This is a genomic window from Streptomyces sp. NPDC014676 (genome assembly GCF_043084105.1).
GTDB lineage: Bacteria > Actinomycetota > Actinomycetes > Streptomycetales > Streptomycetaceae > Streptomyces.
The window spans coordinates 305,653-323,178 of sequence record NZ_JBIBZI010000006.1; the positions used below are offsets into that span (position 1 = coordinate 305,653).

The following is a 17,526-nucleotide window of genomic DNA, read 5'->3' on the forward strand; positions in this document are numbered from 1 at the left end:
GGTGGGTGACAGATGGTGTTGTGGGGTGGGACGACCAGGTCCGGCGGTCTGCGGTCGGCGGAAGCGTGGACGGGCGTCCGGTGGATCCACGGTCCGTATCGAACGGATTCGCGGTCCGGGACGTCACCCCTGTGATGCCCGGCTGGCGGTCACCCAACCGGATCAGTGGCAGCACGATATCCCCGAGTGCCATCTTTGGGGAGAGTTCGCGGCACTCAGTGCCACCACGTGACGCAGGACACCCCGTTCTCGGGGACTCCGCGCATACGGCAGGATGACGGCGTGACCGACCGAGACGCCGTCCCCTTCGATCTCGCCTCGATGCGCAAGCAGTACCGGACCGAGGGGCTCTCCGAGACCGACCTGGCCGCCACCCCCGTCGAACAGTTCGCGCGCTGGTTCAAACAGGCCGCGACGGACGGCGGGCTGTTCGAACCGAACGCCATGATCGTCTCGACGGCGGACGCGGAGGGACGGCCCAGCTCACGCACGGTGCTGCTGAAGCACTTCGACGACGATGGGTTCGTCTTCTACACGAACTACGACTCCCGCAAGGGCCGCGACCTGGCGGAGAACCCCCATGTCTCGCTCCTCTTCCCCTGGCACCCGATGGCCCGGCAGGTCATCGTCACCGGCACCGCGCGCCGCACCGGCCGCGACGAGACGGCCGCCTACTTCCGCACCCGCCCGCACGGCTCCCAGCTCGGCGCGTGGGCCAGCGGCCAGTCCTCGGTGATCGCCGGCCGCGCGGAGCTCGACGCGGCCTACGCCGGCCTGGCGGCCCGCTATCCGGAGCACGAGCAGGTCCCGGTGCCACCCCACTGGGGCGGCTTCCGGGTGACCCCGCGGGAGGTGGAGTTCTGGCAGGGCAGGGAGAACCGGCTGCACGACCGCCTGCGGTACGTCGCGGAGGCGGGCGGGGGCTGGCGGGTGGAGAGGCTGAGCCCGTGAACGAGCGGGAGTCCCGTGCGGGGGACGAGGAGGCGGCACTGTCGCCGGCCGAGGCGGCGGTGGAGGCCCGTGACATCGCCGCGCGGGGTGGGGTCACGGCGGACGACGTGACCGAGGTTCTCCGCGCGGTGCGCGAGGCGCGCGGGCGGGCGTGATCGCGCGCGTTCTCACAGCTTGCCCCACACGCGTCTGACGCGGTGGCCGCCGAGGGCCTGGGAGAACCGGGTCAGGAACTCCGGCGTGAACTCGGGCCAGTTCCAGAACTCGAAGCCGAGGTGGGCGAAGGCGAACCAGTCGTCGGCCCAGTCCCACTCGGGGAGCGGGACGGGGCGAGCGCAGGCCGGGCAGGTGACCTGGGCTTCCCCGGTCTCCTGCCAGGTGGTCATGGCGTCACCGAAGGGTGCCCAGGCGTCGTCGATCGGGTCCCAGCCGTCCGTGAGCAGCGGCGTGGTGACCGCGCACCGTGGGCAGGTCACCGCCTCGGGTTCGCCCTGGCCGCCGTCGAAGACCGTGCGCCCGACCTCCACGGCCAGTCCGTCCCACGGCTCCTCGTCGGCGTCGTCCTCCGCCACGGCGCGGTGCCAGTTCGGGCCGGGCGGATGCCCGAGCGGCTGACCGAGGACGCAGTCGGTGCGCTCGGCGAGGACGATGCCCTCGTCCACCAGCCACGCGACCACGCGGTCCGCGAGTCCTGGCGCCTCGTCGGCGCCGGCGTCGAGGTCGACGATCGTCTGGAAGTGATCACCCATACGGAGACCGTAGGCCCCGCCACCGACAACGCCCTCAGCCCAGCGCCTCGTCCAGCAGCGCCGCCCACTGGGTCACCACGCGCTCGCGGCGGACCGTGTCGTCGGTGAGGAGGTTGGCGAGACCGAGACCCCGGGCCATGTCGAGGAGGCCCTGGACGGTTTCGCGGACGCCGGGGCGGGACTCGTCGGCGCCGAGGAGGTCGACGGCGATGCGGTGGGCCTCGCGGCCGACGCGCAGTTCCAGCTCGGTCACGCGCGGGCGCAGTTGTTCCTCGTTGGAGGCGGCGACCCACAGGTGGAGCGCCGCGCGGAAGACGGGGCCGGTGTAGAGGCCGACCAGCGCCTCGATCACCGCGCGGCGGTCACTCGCCGCGGCGCCCTCCGGGAAGAGGGCGCGCAGGGCGGTGGAGCGCTCCTCGGCGACGTACTCGACGGCGGCCGTGAAGAGGTCCTCACGGGTCGGGAAGTGGTGCTGGGCGGCCCCCCGGGAGACGCCCGCGCGTTCGGCGACGACCAAGACCGTGGAGCCCGCCCAGCCGTGTTCGGCGAGGCAGGCCACGGCGGCTTCCAGGAGCCGCTGCCGGGTGGCCCGGCTGCGGTCCTGCTTGGGGACTCGTTCGGCACGGTCGGCCGTGCTCACACCACCCATTCCGGATCCCGTCGTTCGAGGAAGGCCGTCATTCCCTCGCGCGCGGGGGCGGAGGCGAAGAGGCGCGCCGAGAGCGCGGTCAGGTCGGCCGCGTCCCGGTCGAAGGTCTCCAGCACCCTAGCCGTGAGCAGCCGTTTCGTCTCGGCCAGGGCGTCGGGGGCGGATCTGCGCAGGCCGTCGAGGATCGGCGCGAGGACCTCGTCCACGTCGTCGCCGGCGGCGGTGAGCAGGCCGATGCGGGCGGCCTCGGCGGTGTCGAGGCGCTCGCCGGTGAGGTAGTAGCGGGCCAGGGCGCGCGGGTCGGTGCGGGGCAGCAGCGGCAGTGAGATCACGGCGGGCGCGACCCCGATGCGGACCTCGGTGAAGGCGAACGTCGCCGCGCGGGAGGCGACGGCGATGTCGCAGGCGGCGAGCAGGCCGAGGCCGCCCGCGCGGACGTGCCCGGTGACCCGCGCGAGGACCGGTTTGGGCAGCTCGACGATCTGCCGCAACAGACCCACCAGCGCCTCGGGGGCGGGCGGGTCGCGCAGGTCGGCGCCCGCGCTGAAGGTGTTGCCGGTGTGGGTGAGGACCACCGCGCGGACGCCGGTGTCCTCGCCGGCGCCGGTGAGCGCGTCGGCCAGTTCGCCGACGAGGGCGGCGGACAGGGCGTTGCGACGCTCCGGGGCGTCGAGACGGAGCGTTTCGACGCCCCGCGCGCGGGTGCGGCCGATCAGGGTCACGAGGGCTCCTCGCGCGCCGCGCGGAGTTCACGGCGCAGGATCTTTCCGGAGGCGGCGCGCGGGACGCCGTCGATGAAGGTGACGTGCCGGATGCGCTTGTACGGGGCGACGCGTTCGGCGACGTACCTCATGACCTCGCCCGCGGAGAGCTCCGGGGCGGACGGCTGACGGACGACGTGGGCGCGCGGGACCTCGTTGCCGTCCTCGTCGTAGACGCCGATGACGGCGGCGTCGGCGATGCCGGGGTGGGTGAGGAGCAGCGCCTCGAGTTCGGCGGGGGCGACCTGGAAGCCCTTGTACTTGATCAGCTCTTTCACGCGGTCCACGACGAAGAGCCAGCCTCCCTCGTCGACGTGGCCGACGTCGCCGGTGTGCAGCCAGCCCCCACCGTCGATCATCGCGGCGGTGGCGTCGGGGCGGCCGAGGTAGCCCTTCATGACCTGGGGCCCGCGGATGAGGATCTCGCCGGGCTCGCCGGGTCCGAGGTCCTTGCCGGGGTCGTCGAGGGAGACGATCCGCATCTCGGTGCCGGCGATGAGCTTGCCGACGGTGCCTGGGGGCGCTTCGCTCATGGAGTCCAGGGGGACGACGTGGGTGCCGGGCGACAGTTCCGTCATGCCGTACGCCTGGCCGACGGGCGGCAGTCCGAGTCTCCGCGAGCAGGCGGCGGCGAGGCTCGCGTCCAGGGGTGCGGCGGCGCTGATGATGTGCTTCAGGGACGACAGGTCGTACTGGGCGACCAGCGGGTGCTTGGCGAGGGCCAGGACGATCGGCGGGGCCACGTACAGGCCGGTGATGCGGTGGTTCTGGATGGCCGCGAGGAACGTCTCCAGGTCGAAGCGCGGCAGGACGACGACGGTGGCGCCCTGACGGAGGGGGGCGTTCATCAGGGCCGTCAGGCCGTAGATGTGGAAGAACGGGAGCACCGCGAGGATGCGGTCACCGGGACCCGCCGTGATCAGCGGCTGGAGCTGCGCGAGGTTGGTGGCGATCTGGCGGTGGGTGAGCATCACCCCCTTGGGGACGCCGGTGGTGCCGGAGGAGTACGGCAGGGCGGCGACGTCCTCGACCGGGTCGATGCCGACCACCGGCTCGGGCGCGGTGGAGGCCAGCATGCCGATCAGGGAACGGTGTCCGGGCGCGCTGTCGCAGACGAGGATCTCCTCGATCCCGCCGGCCAGCTCGGCGGCCCTCCGCGCGGTGTCCAGCAGCGGTGAGACGGTGACGATCCAGCGGGCCGCGCAGTCCTTCAGCTGCTTGCCGAACTCCTCGGCGGTGGCCAGGGGGTGCACGGTGGTGACGGCGGCTCCCGCGCGGGTGGCCGCGTAGAACGCGGTGGGGAAGGCGACCGTGTTGGGGCTGTGCAGGGCGAGCACGTCCCCCTTGCGCACGCCCGCCTCGGCCAGCCCCGCGGCGACCCGCCGGTGGAAGCGGTCCAGTTGCTCGTAGGTGAGGGTGGTGCCGTCGGTGCCGTCGATCAGTGCCGGGGTGTTCCCGAACTCGGCGGCCCGCGCGAGCACCGCGTCGTGGATGGGGAGTTCTACGGGCGGGACGTCTGCGTACTCGCTTCGGAACACGGTTCCTCCAGGACGGCCGAGGGGCCATGAGGGCTTAGTACGACTTGGGAAGGCCCAGGGTCTGGTGGGAGACGTAGTTGAGGATCATCTCCCGGCTCACCGGGGCGATGCGGGACACGCGTGCGGCGGTGATCAGCGAGGCGAGCCCGTACTCGCGCGTGAGGCCGTTCCCGCCGAGGGTGTGCACGGCCTGGTCGACGGCCTTCACGCAGGCCTCGGCCGCCGCGTACTTGGCCATGTTGGCGGCCTCGCCCGCGCCGATGTCGTCGCCGGCGTCGTAGAGGTGGGCGGCCTTCCGCGTCATCAGGCGGGCCAGTTCGAGGTCGATGTGCGCCTGGGCGAGGGGGTGGGCGATCGCCTGGTGGGAGCCGATGGGGGCGTTCCAGACGGTGCGTTCACGCGCGTACGCGACGGCGCGGGCGAGCGCGTAGCGGCCCATGCCGATCGCGAAGGCGGCCGTCATGACGCGTTCGGGGTTGAGGCCGGCGAAGAGCTGGAGCAGGCCGGCGTCCTCGTCGCCGACGAGGGCTTCGGCGGGCAGCCGTACGTCGTCGAGGACCAGCTCGAACTGCTTCTCCGCGGCGTGGAGTTCCATGTCGATGGGGCGCCGCTGGAAGCCCTCGGCGTCGCGCGGGACGATGAACAGGCAGGGCTTGAGCTTCCCGGTGCGGGCGTCCTCGGTGCGGCCCACGACGAGGGTGGCGTCGGCGATGTCGACGCCGGAGACGAACACCTTGCGGCCGGTGAGGAGCCAGTCGGTGCCGTCGCGGCGGGCCGTGGTGGTGATGCGGTGGCTGTTGGAGCCGGCGTCGGGTTCGGTGATGCCGAAGGCCATCAGGCGGCTGCCGTCGGCCAGGGCGGGCAGCCACTCCCGCTTCTGGGCCTCCGTGCCGAAGCGGGAGATGACGGTGCCGCAGATCGCCGGGGAGACGATCATCATCAGCAGGGGGTTGCCGGCGGCACCCATCTCCTCGAGGACGAGGGAGAGTTCGGTGATGCCGCCGCCGCCACCGCCGTAGGCCTCCGGCAGGTTGACGCCGATGTAGCCGAGCTTGGCGGCTTCCTGCCAGAAGGGGCGGTTGTCGGCGCCGGGGGCGTGAGGGTGGTTGTTCGCGAAGGAAGCTACCGCTTCACGAAGGGCTTTGTGCTCATTTGATTCGATCAACGGCATGAGCGCTCCTAAGGATGAGGGGCTTCGGGGCGTCGGGGGGTGCGGGTTCTTCATGGGCGCTCGCGCCCACGAGGCGGTAGCCGCATATCGGGCACAGACCCGCGCCCCTAGGAGGTTTCCTCCACGACCGCCAGGAGGGTGCCGGGCTCCACTTGTTGGCCCAGGGCCGCGCGGAGGGTGCTCACGACTCCCGTGACCGGGGCGGTGATCTTGTGCTGCATCTTCATCGCCTCCAGCCACAGCAGGGGCTGGCCGGCCTCCACCTCCGCGCCCTCGGTCAGGTTCTCCGCGAGGCGGACGACCGTGCCCGGCATGGGGGCCAGGAGGGAGCCGGGGGCGCGGGGGGCGGTGGGGGCGGGGAAGCGGGGCAGGGCGGTGAGGGTGGTGGCGCCGACGTGGACGCGGTCGCCGTAGCGGCTGACCTCGTAGCGGCGCCGTACGCCGTCCACGTCCAGGATCACCAGCCCCGCGTCGGCGTGCACGACGTGCACCCCGTCGGCCGCGAGACCGTCGCGCGTGTGCCGGTAGCGGACCTCGTGCTCCTCGCCGGCCATGGCGTACCGCTTGGTCTGCGGCTGCGAGGGCAGGTTGCGCCAGCCGCCGAAGCGGGAGCGGCCGTGGGCGTCGGCGAGGGCGGCGGCGAGCGGGGCGTACGGGTCGGGGGCCGGGGCGGTCAGCTCGGGCAGGTGACGGTCGTAGAACCCGGTGTCCGTGCGGGCTTGCGCGAACTCCTCGTGCCGCAGGGAGCGGACGAGGAGGTCCCGGTTGGTGACGGGGCCGTGGATCACCGCGCGGTCCAGCGCCGAGGCCAGCTTGCGGACCGCCTCCGCGCGGGTGGGGGCGTGGGCGACGACCTTGGCGAGCAGGGGGTCGTAGTGGACGCCGATGTCGTCGCCGTCCGCGTAGCCGGTGTCCAGGCGCACGGCGTCGGGGACGGCGAGGCGGTGCAGGCGGCCGGTCTGCGGTGCCCATCCCCGGGACGGGTCCTCGGCGTAGAGGCGGGCCTCCACGGCGTGCCCACGCGCGTGTGGCGGGTCGCCCGGGAGGGCGTGGCCCTCGGCGACGCGGATCTGCTCGGCGACGAGATCGATCCCGAAGACGGCCTCCGTCACCGGGTGCTCCACCTGGAGGCGGGTGTTCATCTCCAGGAAGTGCGCCCGGCCGTCGGCGACGAGGAACTCGACGGTCCCGGCGCCGACGTAGGAGACGGCACGCGCGGCGCGTACGGCGAGGGCGTGGAGCTCCTCGGTGAGCGGGCCGGTGAGACCGGGTGCCGGGGCCTCCTCGATCACCTTCTGGTGGCGGCGCTGGAGGGAGCAGTCGCGGGTGCCCAGCACCCACACCGTGCCGTGGGTGTCGGCGAGCACCTGTACCTCGACGTGCCGGCCGCCCTCCACGTACGGCTCGACGAACACCTCGCCGTCGCCGAAGGCGCTCGCGGCCTCCGCGCGGGCGGCGTCCCGTTCACCGTCCAGGTCCGCGAGGCGCCGTACGACGCGCATCCCGCGCCCGCCGCCGCCCGCCGCCGCCTTCACCAGCACCGGCAGGTCGGCCTCGGTGACCTCGCGCAGGGGCTCGATGCCCATCAGCTCCTTGGCGCGCGTCTTGGACGCCATCGCCTCGATCGCCTCCGGAGGCGGCCCGATCCACACCAGGCCCGCGTCCCGGACGGCCCGCGCGAAGCCGGCGTTCTCGGAGAGGAAGCCGTAGCCGGGGTGCACGGCGTCCGCGCCGGCCGTGAGGGCGGCCTTCACGATCAGGTCGCCGCGCAGGTAGGTGTCGGCGGGCGCGACCCCCGGCAGCCGTACGGCGGCGTCGGCCACGCGCGCGTGGAGGGCGTCCTCGTCGGCGTCCGAGTGCACGGCGACCGTCCGGATTCCCAACTCACTGCAGGTGCGGGCGATCCGGCAGGCGATCTCGCCCCGGTTCGCGATCAGCAGGGAAGTGATCATCGGTCCCTCACATCCGGAAGACGCCGAAGCCGCCGCGCGCACCCTCGTAGGGCGCGGTGTGGACGGCCGACAGGCACAGGCCGAGGACGGTGCGGGTGTCGCGCGGGTCGATGACGCCGTCGTCGTACAGCCGCCCCGACAGGAACATCGGCAGGGACTCGGACTCGATCTGCTGCTCCACCATGGCGCGCAGCGCCGCGTCCGCCTCGTCGTCGTACGGCCGTCCCTTCGCCGCCGCCGACTGGCGGGCGACGATGGACAGCACGCCGGCGAGCTGCTGCGGGCCCATGACGGCGGACTTGGCGCTGGGCCAGGAGAAGAGGAAGCGGGGGTCGTAGGCGCGGCCGCACATGCCGTAGTGGCCGGCGCCGTAGGAGGCGCCCATGAGGACGGACAGGTGGGGGACGCGGGAGTTGCCGACCGCGTTGATCATCATCGCGCCGTGCTTGATGATGCCGCCCTGCTCGTACTCCCTGCCGACCATGTAGCCGGTGGTGTTGTGCAGGAAGAGCAGGGGGATGTCGCGCTGGTTGGCGAGCTGGACGAACTGGGCGGCCTTCTGTGACTCCTCGCTGAAGAGGACCCCCCGGGCGTTGGCGAGGATGCCGACGGGATAGCCGTGGAGAGCCGCCCAGCCGGTGGTGAGGCCGGCGCCGTAGAGGGGTTTGAACTCGTCGAAGTCGGAGGAGTCGACGATCCGCGCGATGACCTCGCGCGGATCGAAGGGGATCTTGAGGTCGCCCGGGACGATGCCGAGGAGTTCGTCCTCGTCGTACTCGGGCGGTGCGGCCGGTCCCGGGTCGCCGTACGCCTTGCGGTGGTTGAGGCGGGCGACGACCCGGCGGGCCTGGCGGAGCGCGTCCGGTTCGTCGACGGCGAAGTGGTCGGCGAGGCCCGACACGCGCGCGTGCATCTCGGCGCCGCCCAGGGACTCGTCGTCGCTCTCCTCCCCGGTGGCCATCTTCACCAGCGGCGGGCCGCCGAGGAACACCTTCGCCCGCTCCTTGACCATGATCACGTGGTCGGACATGCCGGGGATGTACGCGCCCCCGGCGGTGGAGTTGCCGAAGACGACGGCGATCGTGGGGATGCCGGCCGCCGACAGCCGGGTCAGGTCCCGGAAGATCGCGCCCCCGGGGATGAAGATCTCCTTCTGGGAAGGAAGGTCGGCGCCGCCGGACTCGACGAGGCTGATCACGGGCAGCCGGTTGGCGAGCGCGATGTCGTTGGCGCGCAGGGCCTTCCTCAGGCTCCAGGGGTTGCTGGCGCCGCCGCGCACGGTCGGGTCGTTGGCGGTGATCAGGCACTCCACGCCCTCGACGACCCCGATCCCGGTGACGAGCGAGGCGCCGACGGTGTACTCGCTCCCCCAGCCCGCCAGCGGAGACAGCTCCAGGAAGGGCGTGTCGGGGTCGAGGAGCAGCTCGACGCGCTCGCGGGCGAGCAGCTTGCCGCGCGTGCGGTGCCGTTCGACGTACTTCTCGCCGCCGCCCGCGAGGGCCTTGGCGTGCTCGGCGTCGAGTTCGGCGAGCTTGGCGAGCATGGCGTCGCGGTGCGCGCGGTACTCCGGGTCGACCGTGTCCAGGGCGGATGTGAGGACCGTCACAGCAAGACCTCCGGGATGTCGAGGTGCCGGGAGCGCAGCCATTCGCCGAGCGCCTTGGCCTGCGGGTCGAAGCGGGTCTGGGCGGCGACGCCCGCGCCGAGGATGCCCTCGACCACGAAGTTGAGGGCGCGCAGGTTGGGGAGCGCGTGCCGGGTGACGGGCAGGGTGCGGGCCTCGGGGATCAGCTTCCGGAACCGCTCGACGGTCAGCTCGTGCGCGAGCCACCGCCAGGCGTCGTCGGAGCGGACCCAGACGCCGACGTTGGCGTTCCCGCCCTTGTCGCCGCTGCGGGCGCCGGCGAGGAGGCCGAGGGGTGCTCTCGTCGTGGGTCCCGCGGGCAGCGGTTCGGGGAGCGCGGGTTCCGGTACGTCTTCGAGTACGGCAGTGTCGTGGGCCGGCGGCACGGGGATACGGCGTCCGTCATGGAGGACGGCCACATGGTCGACGTCACCATGGGGGACGTACACATCCTCGAAGACGCCAAAGGGAGAGCCCTTGCCCGGTGGTGCCATCACATGGAATCCGGGGTAGCTGGCCAGCGCCAGCTCGATGGCGGCCCCGCTCAGCACCCGTCCGACCTTCTCCTGGTCGGGGTCCCGTACGACGAGCCGCAGCAGCGCGCTCGCGGTCTCCTCGGTGCCGGCGTCGGTCCGGTCGGTGCGGACCAGCTCCCAGCGCACCTCGGCGGGCGGCGACTTGGCGAGCGCGTCGCCCATCTGCTCCTTCACGAGGCCGGCCTTGGCCTCGATGTCGAGCCCGGTGAGCACGAACACGACCTCGTTGCGGAAGCCGCCGAGCCGGTTGCGCCCGACCTTGAGCGTGGGCGGCGGGGCTTCCCCCCGGACACCTTCGACGCGCACCCGGTCGGGCCCGTCCTGCCGCAACCGCACGGTGTCGAGGCGTGCGGTGACGTCCGGCCCGGCGTACCGGGCCGCGCCGGTCTCGTACAGCAGTTGCGCGGTGACGGTGCCGACGTCGACGAAACCGCCGGTGCCGGGGTGCTTGGTGATGACACCGCTGCCGTCGGCGTGGATCTCGGCGAGCGGGAATCCGGGCCGCCGGAGGTCGCCGGGGCTGCGCTCGCCGAAGAAGGCGTAGTTCCCGCCGGTCGCCTGCGCCCCGCACTCCAGCACGTGCCCGACGACGACCGCCCCCGCCAGCCGGTCGTACTCGGTCGGCTTCCAGCCGAAGTGCGCGGCGGCGGGCCCGGTGACGAGGGCCGCGTCGGTGACCCGCCCGGTGACGACCACGTCGGCGCCCGCGCGGAAGGCTTCCGCGATCCCGAATCCGCCGAGGTAGGCGTGGGCGGCGAGGCTGCCGGGGTACCGCGCGGTGAGGTCGTCGCCCTCGACGTGGGCGACCCGTACGGGAACGCCGAGCCGGCCGGCGAGGGCGCGTACGGCGTCGGCGAGTCCGGAGGGGTTGAGTCCGCCCGCGTTGGCGACGATCCTGACGCCCCGCTCGTGGGCGAGCCCGAGGGTCTCCTCCAGTTGCCGCAGGAAGGTGCGGGCGTACCCGGCGGAGGGGTCCTTCAGCCGGTCGCGGGCGAGGATGAGCATGGTCAGCTCGGCGAGGTAGTCGCCGGTGAGGACGTCGACCTCGCCGCCGGTGAGCATCTCGCGCGGGGCGTCGAAGCGGTCGCCGTAGAAGCCGGAGAAGTTCCCGATGCGCAGGGTCACCGGGTGCCCTCCTTCGGCGGGCGTCCACCGCCGGGGGGTCCGGCGAAGGCCTGGGCGATGTCCAGCCAGCGGTCGGCGTCGGGGCCGTCGGCGGTGAGGGCGAGGTCCGCGCGGTGGGCGCGCTGGGTGACGAGGAGGCAGAAGTCGAGCGCGGGGCCGGTGATCCGCTGGGGCGCGTCCTCGGGGCCGTACGCCCACACCCCGCCCCCCGGCCCGGCGAGCTCGACCCGGAAGGGATCGGCCGGCGGGGTGAGTCCGTGCGTCGCGTAGGCGAAGTCCCGGGTCCGCACCCCGAGCCAGGCCACATGCCGGAGCCGCTCAGTGGGTGGCCGCATCACACCGATCGCGTCCGCCACGTCCTGTCCATGGGCCCAGGTCTCCATGAGGCGGGCGGTGGCCATGGAGGCGGCGGACATGGGCGGCCCGTACCAGGGGAACCGCGCCCCGGCGGGCGCCTCCCGCAGCGCCTTCTCCAGCGCCGCGCGGCCTTCCCGCCACCGCGCGAGCAGGTCGGCGGGCGCGGACCGGGCGTACTCCTCGGCCCCCTCGTCCACGAAGGTGTGCGGGGCGGCGAGGGCCTTCTCCACCAGCGTCCGGAACCCGTCCGGGTCGGTGACGGCGAGCAGCGCGGAGCGGTCGGTCCAGGCGAGGTGGGCGACCTGGTGGGCCACGGTCCAGCCCGCGGCGGGCGTCTCCCGTCCCCACTGCTCCGTACCCGCCCCGGCCACCAGCCGGTCGAGGTCGTCGCTCTCGGCACACAGGTCGTCGATGACACGCGTCGGGTCGGCCATGAGGGGAGCATGGCAGGGGCGAATAAAACAATCAAGCATGCTTGCTCGTTTTTATTCGCCGGGTGACAACTCGCCCACTTGCCCAAAATATTAGCCTGTGCTAATTTCTTCAGGTGTGGCCGAACCCTATGAGCTGCGCTTCTTCGAAGACGTACTGGACTGGATCAAGACGCTCGCCAAGGAGGACCCGGAAAGCCACCTTCACGTGATAGCCGCTCTGGAACGACTCCAGGAAGTGGGCCCGGCGCTTCGGCGACCAACGGTCGGGGCGATCGAGAAAAGCCGCTACCGGAATATGCGGGAGTTACGTCCCCGCAACGGCGGGACGGTGAGCATCCGCATGCTGTTCGTCTTCGACCCCGAGCGGCGGGCCATCTTCCTGGTCGCGGGCAACAAGGCCGCCGGGCGCCAGTGGGCCGCCTGGTACCCCAGGGCGATCAAAGAGGCCGACGACAAGTTCACGGCATACCTTGAGGCGCTGGAACAGGAGAAGAGGAAAGGGCAGGGCTGATGAACCTTGGTTCCATGGACGACCTGACGGCCGACATCACCCCCGAGAAGCGCGAACGCATCGATGCCATCAAGGCGGAGATGGTCGATGCGGAGCGCGGACACGAGCTGGCCACGCTCCGCAAGGCTCAAGGCTTCACCCAGGTCCAGGTCGCCAAGGCGATGGGCGTCACTCAGGGCCGGGTCAGTCAGATCGAGCGGGGGACCGCTCGCCTGGACACCTCGACGATGGCGGCGTACCTGCACGCGATCGGCGGCGAGCTGACCATAACGGCCACGGTGGGAAACCTTTCGGTACGGCTGTAGAGCGCGCCGGATCACAGCCCGGCGCCGTCGGCCTTCCCCCGCCCCACCTGCGTCCGCACCGCCCCCATGCTCGCCGCGATGACCAGGGCGATGGCGGCGGCCTCGGCGGTGGAGAGGGCCTGGTCGAGGACGAGGAAGCCGGCGGCTGCGGCGAGGGCCGGTTCCAGGCTCATCAGGATGGCGAAGGTGGAGGCGGGCAGGCGGCGCAGGGCGAGGAGTTCGAGGGTGTACGGGAGGACGGAGGACAGCACCGCGACCGCCGCGCCCAGGCCGAGGACCGTCGGGTCGAGGAGCTTCGTACCGGACTCGATGACGCCCAGCGGCAGGAAGAGGACCGCCGCCACGGCCATGGCGAGGGCGAGACCGTCGGCCTGCGGGAAGCGGCGCCCCGTACGCGCGCTGAAGACGATGTACGCCGCCCACATGGCGCCGGCACCCAGTGCGAAGACCACACCCAGCGGGTCGAGACCGCTGAAGCCGCCGCCGCCCAGGAGGAACACACCGGCGAGGGCCAGGGCGGCCCACACGAGGTTGACCGCCCGCCGGGAGGCCAGCACGGACAGCGCGAGCGGGCCGAGGACCTCCAGCGTGACCGCCGGGCCGAGCGGGATGCGGGCGACGGACTGGTAGAACAGCCCGTTCATCGCCGCCATGGAGACGCCGAAGACGATCACCGTGCCCCAGTCGGCGCGCGCGTGTCCGCGCAGCTTCGGCCGGCACAGCACCATCAGCACGAGCGCCGCCACCAGCAGCCGCAGCGTCACGACCCCGAGCGCACCGGCCCGTGGCATCAGCGTCACCGCCAGCGCCCCGCCGAACTGCACGGAGACCCCGCCGGCGAGGACCAGCCCGACCGGCCCGAGGGAACCCCGTCCGCGCGGGGCGCCGGCCGGGGCGGGCGCGTGGCCGTGCCGCCCCGTCCCTGCTGCGGTGGACGGGGTGGCGGCGCTGGGGGTGGTCACGGGGCCTTCCAGGGACGTCGGAGCGGACACTTGCCTGTACCGAGTGTGCATCCTGATGAACTCCTCGGTCCAGAGTATTGGACCAAGTCAGCACCGTGAAGCACTTATATACCTGACCATGCGGTCCCCGTCCCGTCCAGGTCAACTCCGTTCGTCACCTGGACCCAGCGGGTACCGTTCCCACCGGTGATCACCCGCGTCCGCTCCCACACCGTCCGAGGTCCCGTGCACCGACTCATTACCCGTCTCTGGCGGCTCCTGCGCCCCGTGCAGAGCCGCATCATGTGGCTGCTGCACACCAAATACGTGGTGGGCGTGACCGGTGTGGTGCGCGACGACGAGGGGCGGGTTCTGCTGCTGCGGCACCGGATGTGGCCGCCGGGCCGCCAGTGGGGCCTGCCGAGCGGCTTCGCCCGCAAGGGCGAGGACTTCCGGCAGACCGTGGTGCGCGAGGTCAAGGAGGAGACGGACCTCGACGTGGAGGTGGGCCGCCTGGTCATGCTGAACAGCGGCTTCCGTACACGTATGGAGGTGGCCTACGAGGCCCGCCTGCTCGGCGGCGAACTGCGCCTCGACCCCTTCGAGATCCTGGAGGCCCGCTGGTGCCGCCCGGACGACCTCCCTGAGGGCGTCCAGCCGGTGTGCGGACCGCTGGTACGGGGCGAGACGACTCCCTGAGCCCGACGGGCCCGTGCGCGCGGACCTTACGCCTCAGGCCGCTCCGCGGCGGAGGCTGGAGCGGCTCAATTGAGCGCGCTGAGGACACCAGGGCCGCGACTGCTCACCTATTTCTCCAGAGCATCCGCCAGCACCTCCGCCAGGTGCCGCCCCCGTACGCCCGCCAGGTGCTCGAGCTGCGTCCGGCAGGAGAAGCCGTCGGCCAGGACGACCGCCTCGTCCGGGGCCTCGCGCACCGACGGGAGGAGCTGGTCCTCGGCGCAGGCGGCCGAGACCTCGTAGTGGCCCTCCTCGAAGCCGAAGTTGCCCGCCAGTCCGCAGCAGCCGCCGGCCAGGTCGCCGGTGAGTCCGGCCGCCTCACGCAGCCGTCGGTCGGCGGCCTCGCCCAGCACCGCGTGCTGATGGCAGTGGGTCTGGCCGGTGACCGGGCGGTTCAGCACCGGTGGGGTCCAGTCCGGGGCGTGCCGCTCCAGCACCTCCGCGAAGGTCAGGACCCGTGCGGCGAGCCGCGCCGCACGGGGGTCGTCGTGGAGGAGCTCCGGGGCGTCGGTGCGCAGGGCCGCCGCGCAGCTCGGTTCCAGGACCACCAGGGGGGCGTCCGTGGCGAGGACCGGTTCCAGGAGATCCAGCGTTCGGCGCAGGACCGTACGGGCACGGTCGAGCTGGCCCGTGGAGATGTACGTCAGGCCGCAGCAGACCCGGCCCCTGCGGGCCGTCAGCAGCGAGAGGGCCGAGCGGGTGCGGGCGTCACCGACCGGGCGGCTCCCCGGCCGCAGGGTGGGGGGCAGCGCCACCCGCAGGCCCGCCGCCTCCAGGACCCGTACGGCCGCCCGGCCCACCGACGGCGACAGGTGCTCGGTGAAGGTGTCCGGCCAGAGGACCACCGGCTCGCCCTCGCCGGAGGGCGAGCTTCCGCGTTTGCGCCACCAGCGCGTGAACGTCTCCTCCGCCACCTTGGGGACGTCCCGCTCCCGCGCGATCCCGCCCAGCCGTTTCGCCACGTCCGCGAGCGGCCCCACCGAGGCGAGGGCGTTCACCGTCCCCGCCGACCTCGTCCGCGCCACCCAGCCCAGCCACACCGGCAGCCATCCCATCGCGTAGTGCGCGGCCGGACGGCGACGGCCCTGGTAGTGGTGGTGCAGGAACTCCGCCTTGTACGTGGCCATGTCGACCTCGACCGGGCAGTCCGAGCGGCAGCCCTTGCAGGACAGGCACAGGTCCAGGGCGTCCCGTACCTCCGTGGAACGCCAGCCGTCGGTCACCAGCTCGCCCGCGAGCATCTCGTGCAGCAGGCGGGCGCGCCCGCGCGTGGAGTGCCGCTCCTCGCCCGTCGCGCGGAACGACGGGCACATCACCGCCGGCCCCGACACGGACGTCGTACGGCACTTGGCGACGCCCACGCAGCGCCGTACCGCCGCCGAGAAGTCGCCGCCGTCGGCGGGGTAACCGAAGGCGACGTCGACCGGTTCGCGCGGGAGGACGGAGAAGCGGAGGTTCGTGTCCAGGGGCGCGGGGCGGACCAGCATGCCGGGGTTGAGCAGGTCGTCCGGGTCCCAGACGGCCTTCACGCGTTCGAAGAGGGCGACCGTCTCCGCGCCGTACATGCGCGGCAGCAGCTCGGCCCGCGCCTGCCCGTCCCCGTGCTCGCCGGAGAGGGAGCCGCCGTGCGCCACGACCAGACCGGCCAGGTCCTCCGAGAAGCGCCGGAAGCGGGCGACGCCCGGCCCGGTCAGCAGGTCGAAGTCGATGCGGACGTGGATGCAGCCGTCCCCGAAGTGCCCGTACGGCGTGCCGCGCAGCCCGTGGTCCGCCATGAGGGCCCGGAAGTCGCGCAGGTACGCGCCGAGCCGGGCCGGCGGCACCGCGCAGTCCTCCCAGCCGGGCCACGCCTCCGTACCGTCCGGCATCCGGGTCGCCGTACCGCTCGCGTCCTCCCGGATGCGCCACAGCGCGCGCTGCCGTGCCGGCTCGGTGACCACCAGGGCGTCCACGACGTCCGCCGCGCGGACGATCGTCTCCGCACGCGCGCGTGCCTCCGCCTCCGTGTCCCCGCCGGTCTCCACGAACAGCCAGGCGCCCCCGCGCGGGAGGTCCGCGGCGGACGGCACGAGGTCCGCCGCCATGCCCTCCACGGTCAGCGGGCCGTGCTCCAGCAGCCCCGCCGCCGCCTCCGCGGCCCCGCTCTCGTCCGCGTACGCCAGCACGGCGAGCGCACGCGCGCGGGGTGCCCGTACGAGATCCACGACCGCCTCCGTGAGCACGCCCAGAGTGCCCTCCGAGCCGCAGAAGGAGCGGGCGACGTCCGCGCCCCGCTCGGGCAGCAGGGCGTCCACGGCGTATCCGGAGATACGGCGGGGGAGGTCGGGGAAAGCCGTGCGCAGGCGGGCCAGTTCGCCGTCCACCAGGTCCCGCAGTCCCGCCGGTGCGCCCGCCCAGCCCCGTCCCGGCCGCAACCGGTCCCCGCGCGGGGTGACGACCGCGAGCTCGCGCACGCTGTCGGCCGTCGTGCCCCAGGCCACCGAGTGGGAGCCGCAGGAGTTGTTGCCGATCATGCCGCCGAGGGTGCAGCGGCTGTGGGTGGAGGGGTCCGGGCCGAAGCGCAGGCCGTGCGGGGCGGCGGCCTCCTGAAGGCGGTCGAGGACGAGACCGGGCTGGACGACGGCCGTGCGTGCCCGGGGATCGAGGGACAGCAGACGGTTCATGTGCCGTGTGAAGTCGAGCACCACACCGGTGCCGGTCGCCTGCCCCGCGATCGACGTACCGCCGCCGCGCGGCACCACGGGGACGCCGTACGTCCGGCACACCGACAGCGCCGCCGCCACGTCGTCGGCGTCCCGCGGGGCCACCACACCGAGCGGCACCCGGCGGTAGTTGGAGGCGTCCATCGTGGTCAGCGCCCGTGCGGTCGCGGTGAAGTCGACCTCGCCGCGCACGGCCGCCCGCAGCCCGGCCGGCAGTTCCCGGTGATCCGTCATGCCCTCAGGATGCCTCCGCGGAGACCGGGCGCAGGAGACGGCGCCCGCATGTCCCATCGCGCCACGGAAAGTCCCGGCATATGCCCGAGGTGGGCGATGGGTGAAAACGGAAGCGGAATCTTCCCAAGTCGAACACGAACTCTCATATAGTGACCGCGAGTTGCGCGCAGTTGTCGGCCTCGTTCGAAAGCGACCCCGAAAACCGAGTCCGGCATTCCCGTGGAACCGCCCGAGGGCCGCGCAGACAC

Annotated in this window: 16 protein-coding genes; 5 read left to right on the forward strand and 11 right to left on the reverse strand. The window is 72.9% G+C overall.

Features of this window, described 5'->3' with window-relative positions; genetic code table 11:
• The first annotated feature begins 282 nt into the window (after positions 1–282).
• Complete coding sequence (gene pdxH / locus ACF1DX_RS19470; protein WP_391792402.1) at positions 283–951, forward strand: pyridoxamine 5'-phosphate oxidase; 669 nt, start codon at positions 283–285, stop codon at positions 949–951.
• Positions 948–1,106, forward strand: coding sequence for a hypothetical protein (locus tag ACF1DX_RS19475; protein WP_391792403.1), 159 nt, complete (start codon positions 948–950; stop codon positions 1,104–1,106). Before pdxH ends, ACF1DX_RS19475 begins: the two co-directional genes overlap by 4 nt.
• Positions 1,107–1,118: 12 nt before the next feature.
• Here the strand turns inward: ACF1DX_RS19475 and ACF1DX_RS19480 are convergent, their stop codons facing one another.
• From ACF1DX_RS19480 to ACF1DX_RS19520, 9 genes are all read right to left on the reverse strand, one after another.
• Positions 1,119–1,700, reverse strand: a complete 582-nt coding sequence (locus tag ACF1DX_RS19480) for a hypothetical protein (protein WP_391792404.1) — start codon at positions 1,698–1,700, stop codon at positions 1,119–1,121.
• A gap of 34 nt (positions 1,701–1,734) precedes the next feature.
• Positions 1,735–2,349 (reverse strand): TetR/AcrR family transcriptional regulator, encoded by a 615-nt coding sequence (locus tag ACF1DX_RS19485; RefSeq protein ID WP_391792405.1) that lies wholly within the window; start codon positions 2,347–2,349, stop codon positions 1,735–1,737.
• Positions 2,337–3,071, reverse strand: coding sequence for an enoyl-CoA hydratase family protein (locus ACF1DX_RS19490; RefSeq protein ID WP_391792406.1), 735 nt, complete (start codon positions 3,069–3,071; stop codon positions 2,337–2,339). Before ACF1DX_RS19490 ends, ACF1DX_RS19485 begins: the two co-directional genes overlap by 13 nt.
• Positions 3,068–4,648 carry a 4-coumarate--CoA ligase family protein gene (locus tag ACF1DX_RS19495; RefSeq protein ID WP_391792407.1) on the reverse strand — a complete coding sequence of 527 codons (1,581 nt, stop codon included), beginning with the start codon at positions 4,646–4,648 and terminating at the stop codon, positions 3,068–3,070. The genes ACF1DX_RS19490 and ACF1DX_RS19495 overlap by 4 nt, the downstream gene beginning before the upstream one ends.
• A 34-nt stretch (positions 4,649–4,682) precedes the next feature.
• Positions 4,683–5,819 (reverse strand): acyl-CoA dehydrogenase family protein, encoded by a 1,137-nt coding sequence (locus tag ACF1DX_RS19500; protein ID WP_391792408.1) that lies wholly within the window; start codon positions 5,817–5,819, stop codon positions 4,683–4,685.
• Between the two features lie 107 nt (positions 5,820–5,926).
• The gene (locus ACF1DX_RS19505) at positions 5,927–7,771 is read right to left on the reverse strand and encodes an acetyl/propionyl/methylcrotonyl-CoA carboxylase subunit alpha (RefSeq protein WP_391792409.1); all 1,845 of its coding nucleotides are present in this window, start codon (positions 7,769–7,771) and stop codon (positions 5,927–5,929) included.
• 7 nt (positions 7,772–7,778) lie between these two features.
• Positions 7,779–9,377, reverse strand: a complete 1,599-nt coding sequence (locus ACF1DX_RS19510; RefSeq protein ID WP_391792410.1) for an acyl-CoA carboxylase subunit beta — start codon at positions 9,375–9,377, stop codon at positions 7,779–7,781.
• Positions 9,374–11,056, reverse strand: a complete 1,683-nt coding sequence (locus ACF1DX_RS19515) for an acyclic terpene utilization AtuA family protein (protein WP_391792411.1) — start codon at positions 11,054–11,056, stop codon at positions 9,374–9,376. The genes ACF1DX_RS19510 and ACF1DX_RS19515 overlap by 4 nt, the downstream gene beginning before the upstream one ends.
• On the reverse strand, positions 11,053–11,847 hold the full coding sequence (locus ACF1DX_RS19520; RefSeq protein WP_391792412.1) for a TIGR03084 family metal-binding protein: 795 nt from the start codon (positions 11,845–11,847) through the stop codon (positions 11,053–11,055). The genes ACF1DX_RS19515 and ACF1DX_RS19520 overlap by 4 nt, the downstream gene beginning before the upstream one ends.
• Positions 11,848–11,962: 115 nt before the next feature.
• Here ACF1DX_RS19520 and ACF1DX_RS19525 point away from each other — a divergent pair, with 115 nt between their 5' ends.
• A complete protein-coding gene (locus ACF1DX_RS19525; protein ID WP_391792413.1) occupies positions 11,963–12,358 on the forward strand; it encodes a type II toxin-antitoxin system RelE/ParE family toxin in 396 nt (131 codons plus the stop codon).
• 14 nt (positions 12,359–12,372) lie between these two features.
• Entirely contained in the window at positions 12,373–12,663 is a 291-nt protein-coding gene (locus ACF1DX_RS19530) for a helix-turn-helix domain-containing protein (protein ID WP_391792414.1), read from the forward strand.
• An 11-nt stretch (positions 12,664–12,674) separates the two neighbouring features.
• Here the strand turns inward: ACF1DX_RS19530 and ACF1DX_RS19535 are convergent, their stop codons facing one another.
• A complete protein-coding gene (locus tag ACF1DX_RS19535; RefSeq protein WP_391792415.1) occupies positions 12,675–13,625 on the reverse strand; it encodes a DMT family transporter in 951 nt (316 codons plus the stop codon).
• Between the two features lie 225 nt (positions 13,626–13,850).
• On the opposite strand from ACF1DX_RS19535, the gene ACF1DX_RS19540 reads away from it, so the two are divergent.
• A complete protein-coding gene (locus ACF1DX_RS19540; protein ID WP_391792416.1) occupies positions 13,851–14,303 on the forward strand; it encodes an NUDIX hydrolase in 453 nt (150 codons plus the stop codon).
• A gap of 107 nt (positions 14,304–14,410) precedes the next feature.
• Here ACF1DX_RS19540 and ACF1DX_RS19545 read toward each other — a convergent pair whose 3' ends face one another.
• Entirely contained in the window at positions 14,411–17,278 is a 2,868-nt protein-coding gene (locus ACF1DX_RS19545; RefSeq protein WP_391792417.1) for an FAD-linked oxidase C-terminal domain-containing protein, read from the reverse strand.
• Positions 17,279–17,526: the final 248 nt, after the last annotated feature.

Excerpts from the sequence above, each read along its gene's own strand:
- ACF1DX_RS19500 (WP_391792408.1), bottom strand. The coding sequence starts at position 5,819 with ATGCCGTTGATCGAATCAAATGAGCACAAAGCCCTTCGTGAAGCGGTA.
- ACF1DX_RS19530 (WP_391792414.1), top strand. The coding sequence starts at position 12,373 with ATGGACGACCTGACGGCCGACATCACCCCCGAGAAGCGCGAACGCATC.
- ACF1DX_RS19485 (WP_391792405.1), bottom strand. The coding sequence starts at position 2,349 with ATGGGTGGTGTGAGCACGGCCGACCGTGCCGAACGAGTCCCCAAGCAG.
- ACF1DX_RS19520 (WP_391792412.1), bottom strand. The coding sequence starts at position 11,847 with ATGGCCGACCCGACGCGTGTCATCGACGACCTGTGTGCCGAGAGCGAC.
- ACF1DX_RS19505 (WP_391792409.1), bottom strand. The coding sequence starts at position 7,771 with ATGATCACTTCCCTGCTGATCGCGAACCGGGGCGAGATCGCCTGCCGG.
- ACF1DX_RS19545 (WP_391792417.1), bottom strand. The coding sequence starts at position 17,278 with ATGACGGATCACCGGGAACTGCCGGCCGGGCTGCGGGCGGCCGTGCGC.
- ACF1DX_RS19480 (WP_391792404.1), bottom strand. The coding sequence starts at position 1,700 with ATGGGTGATCACTTCCAGACGATCGTCGACCTCGACGCCGGCGCCGAC.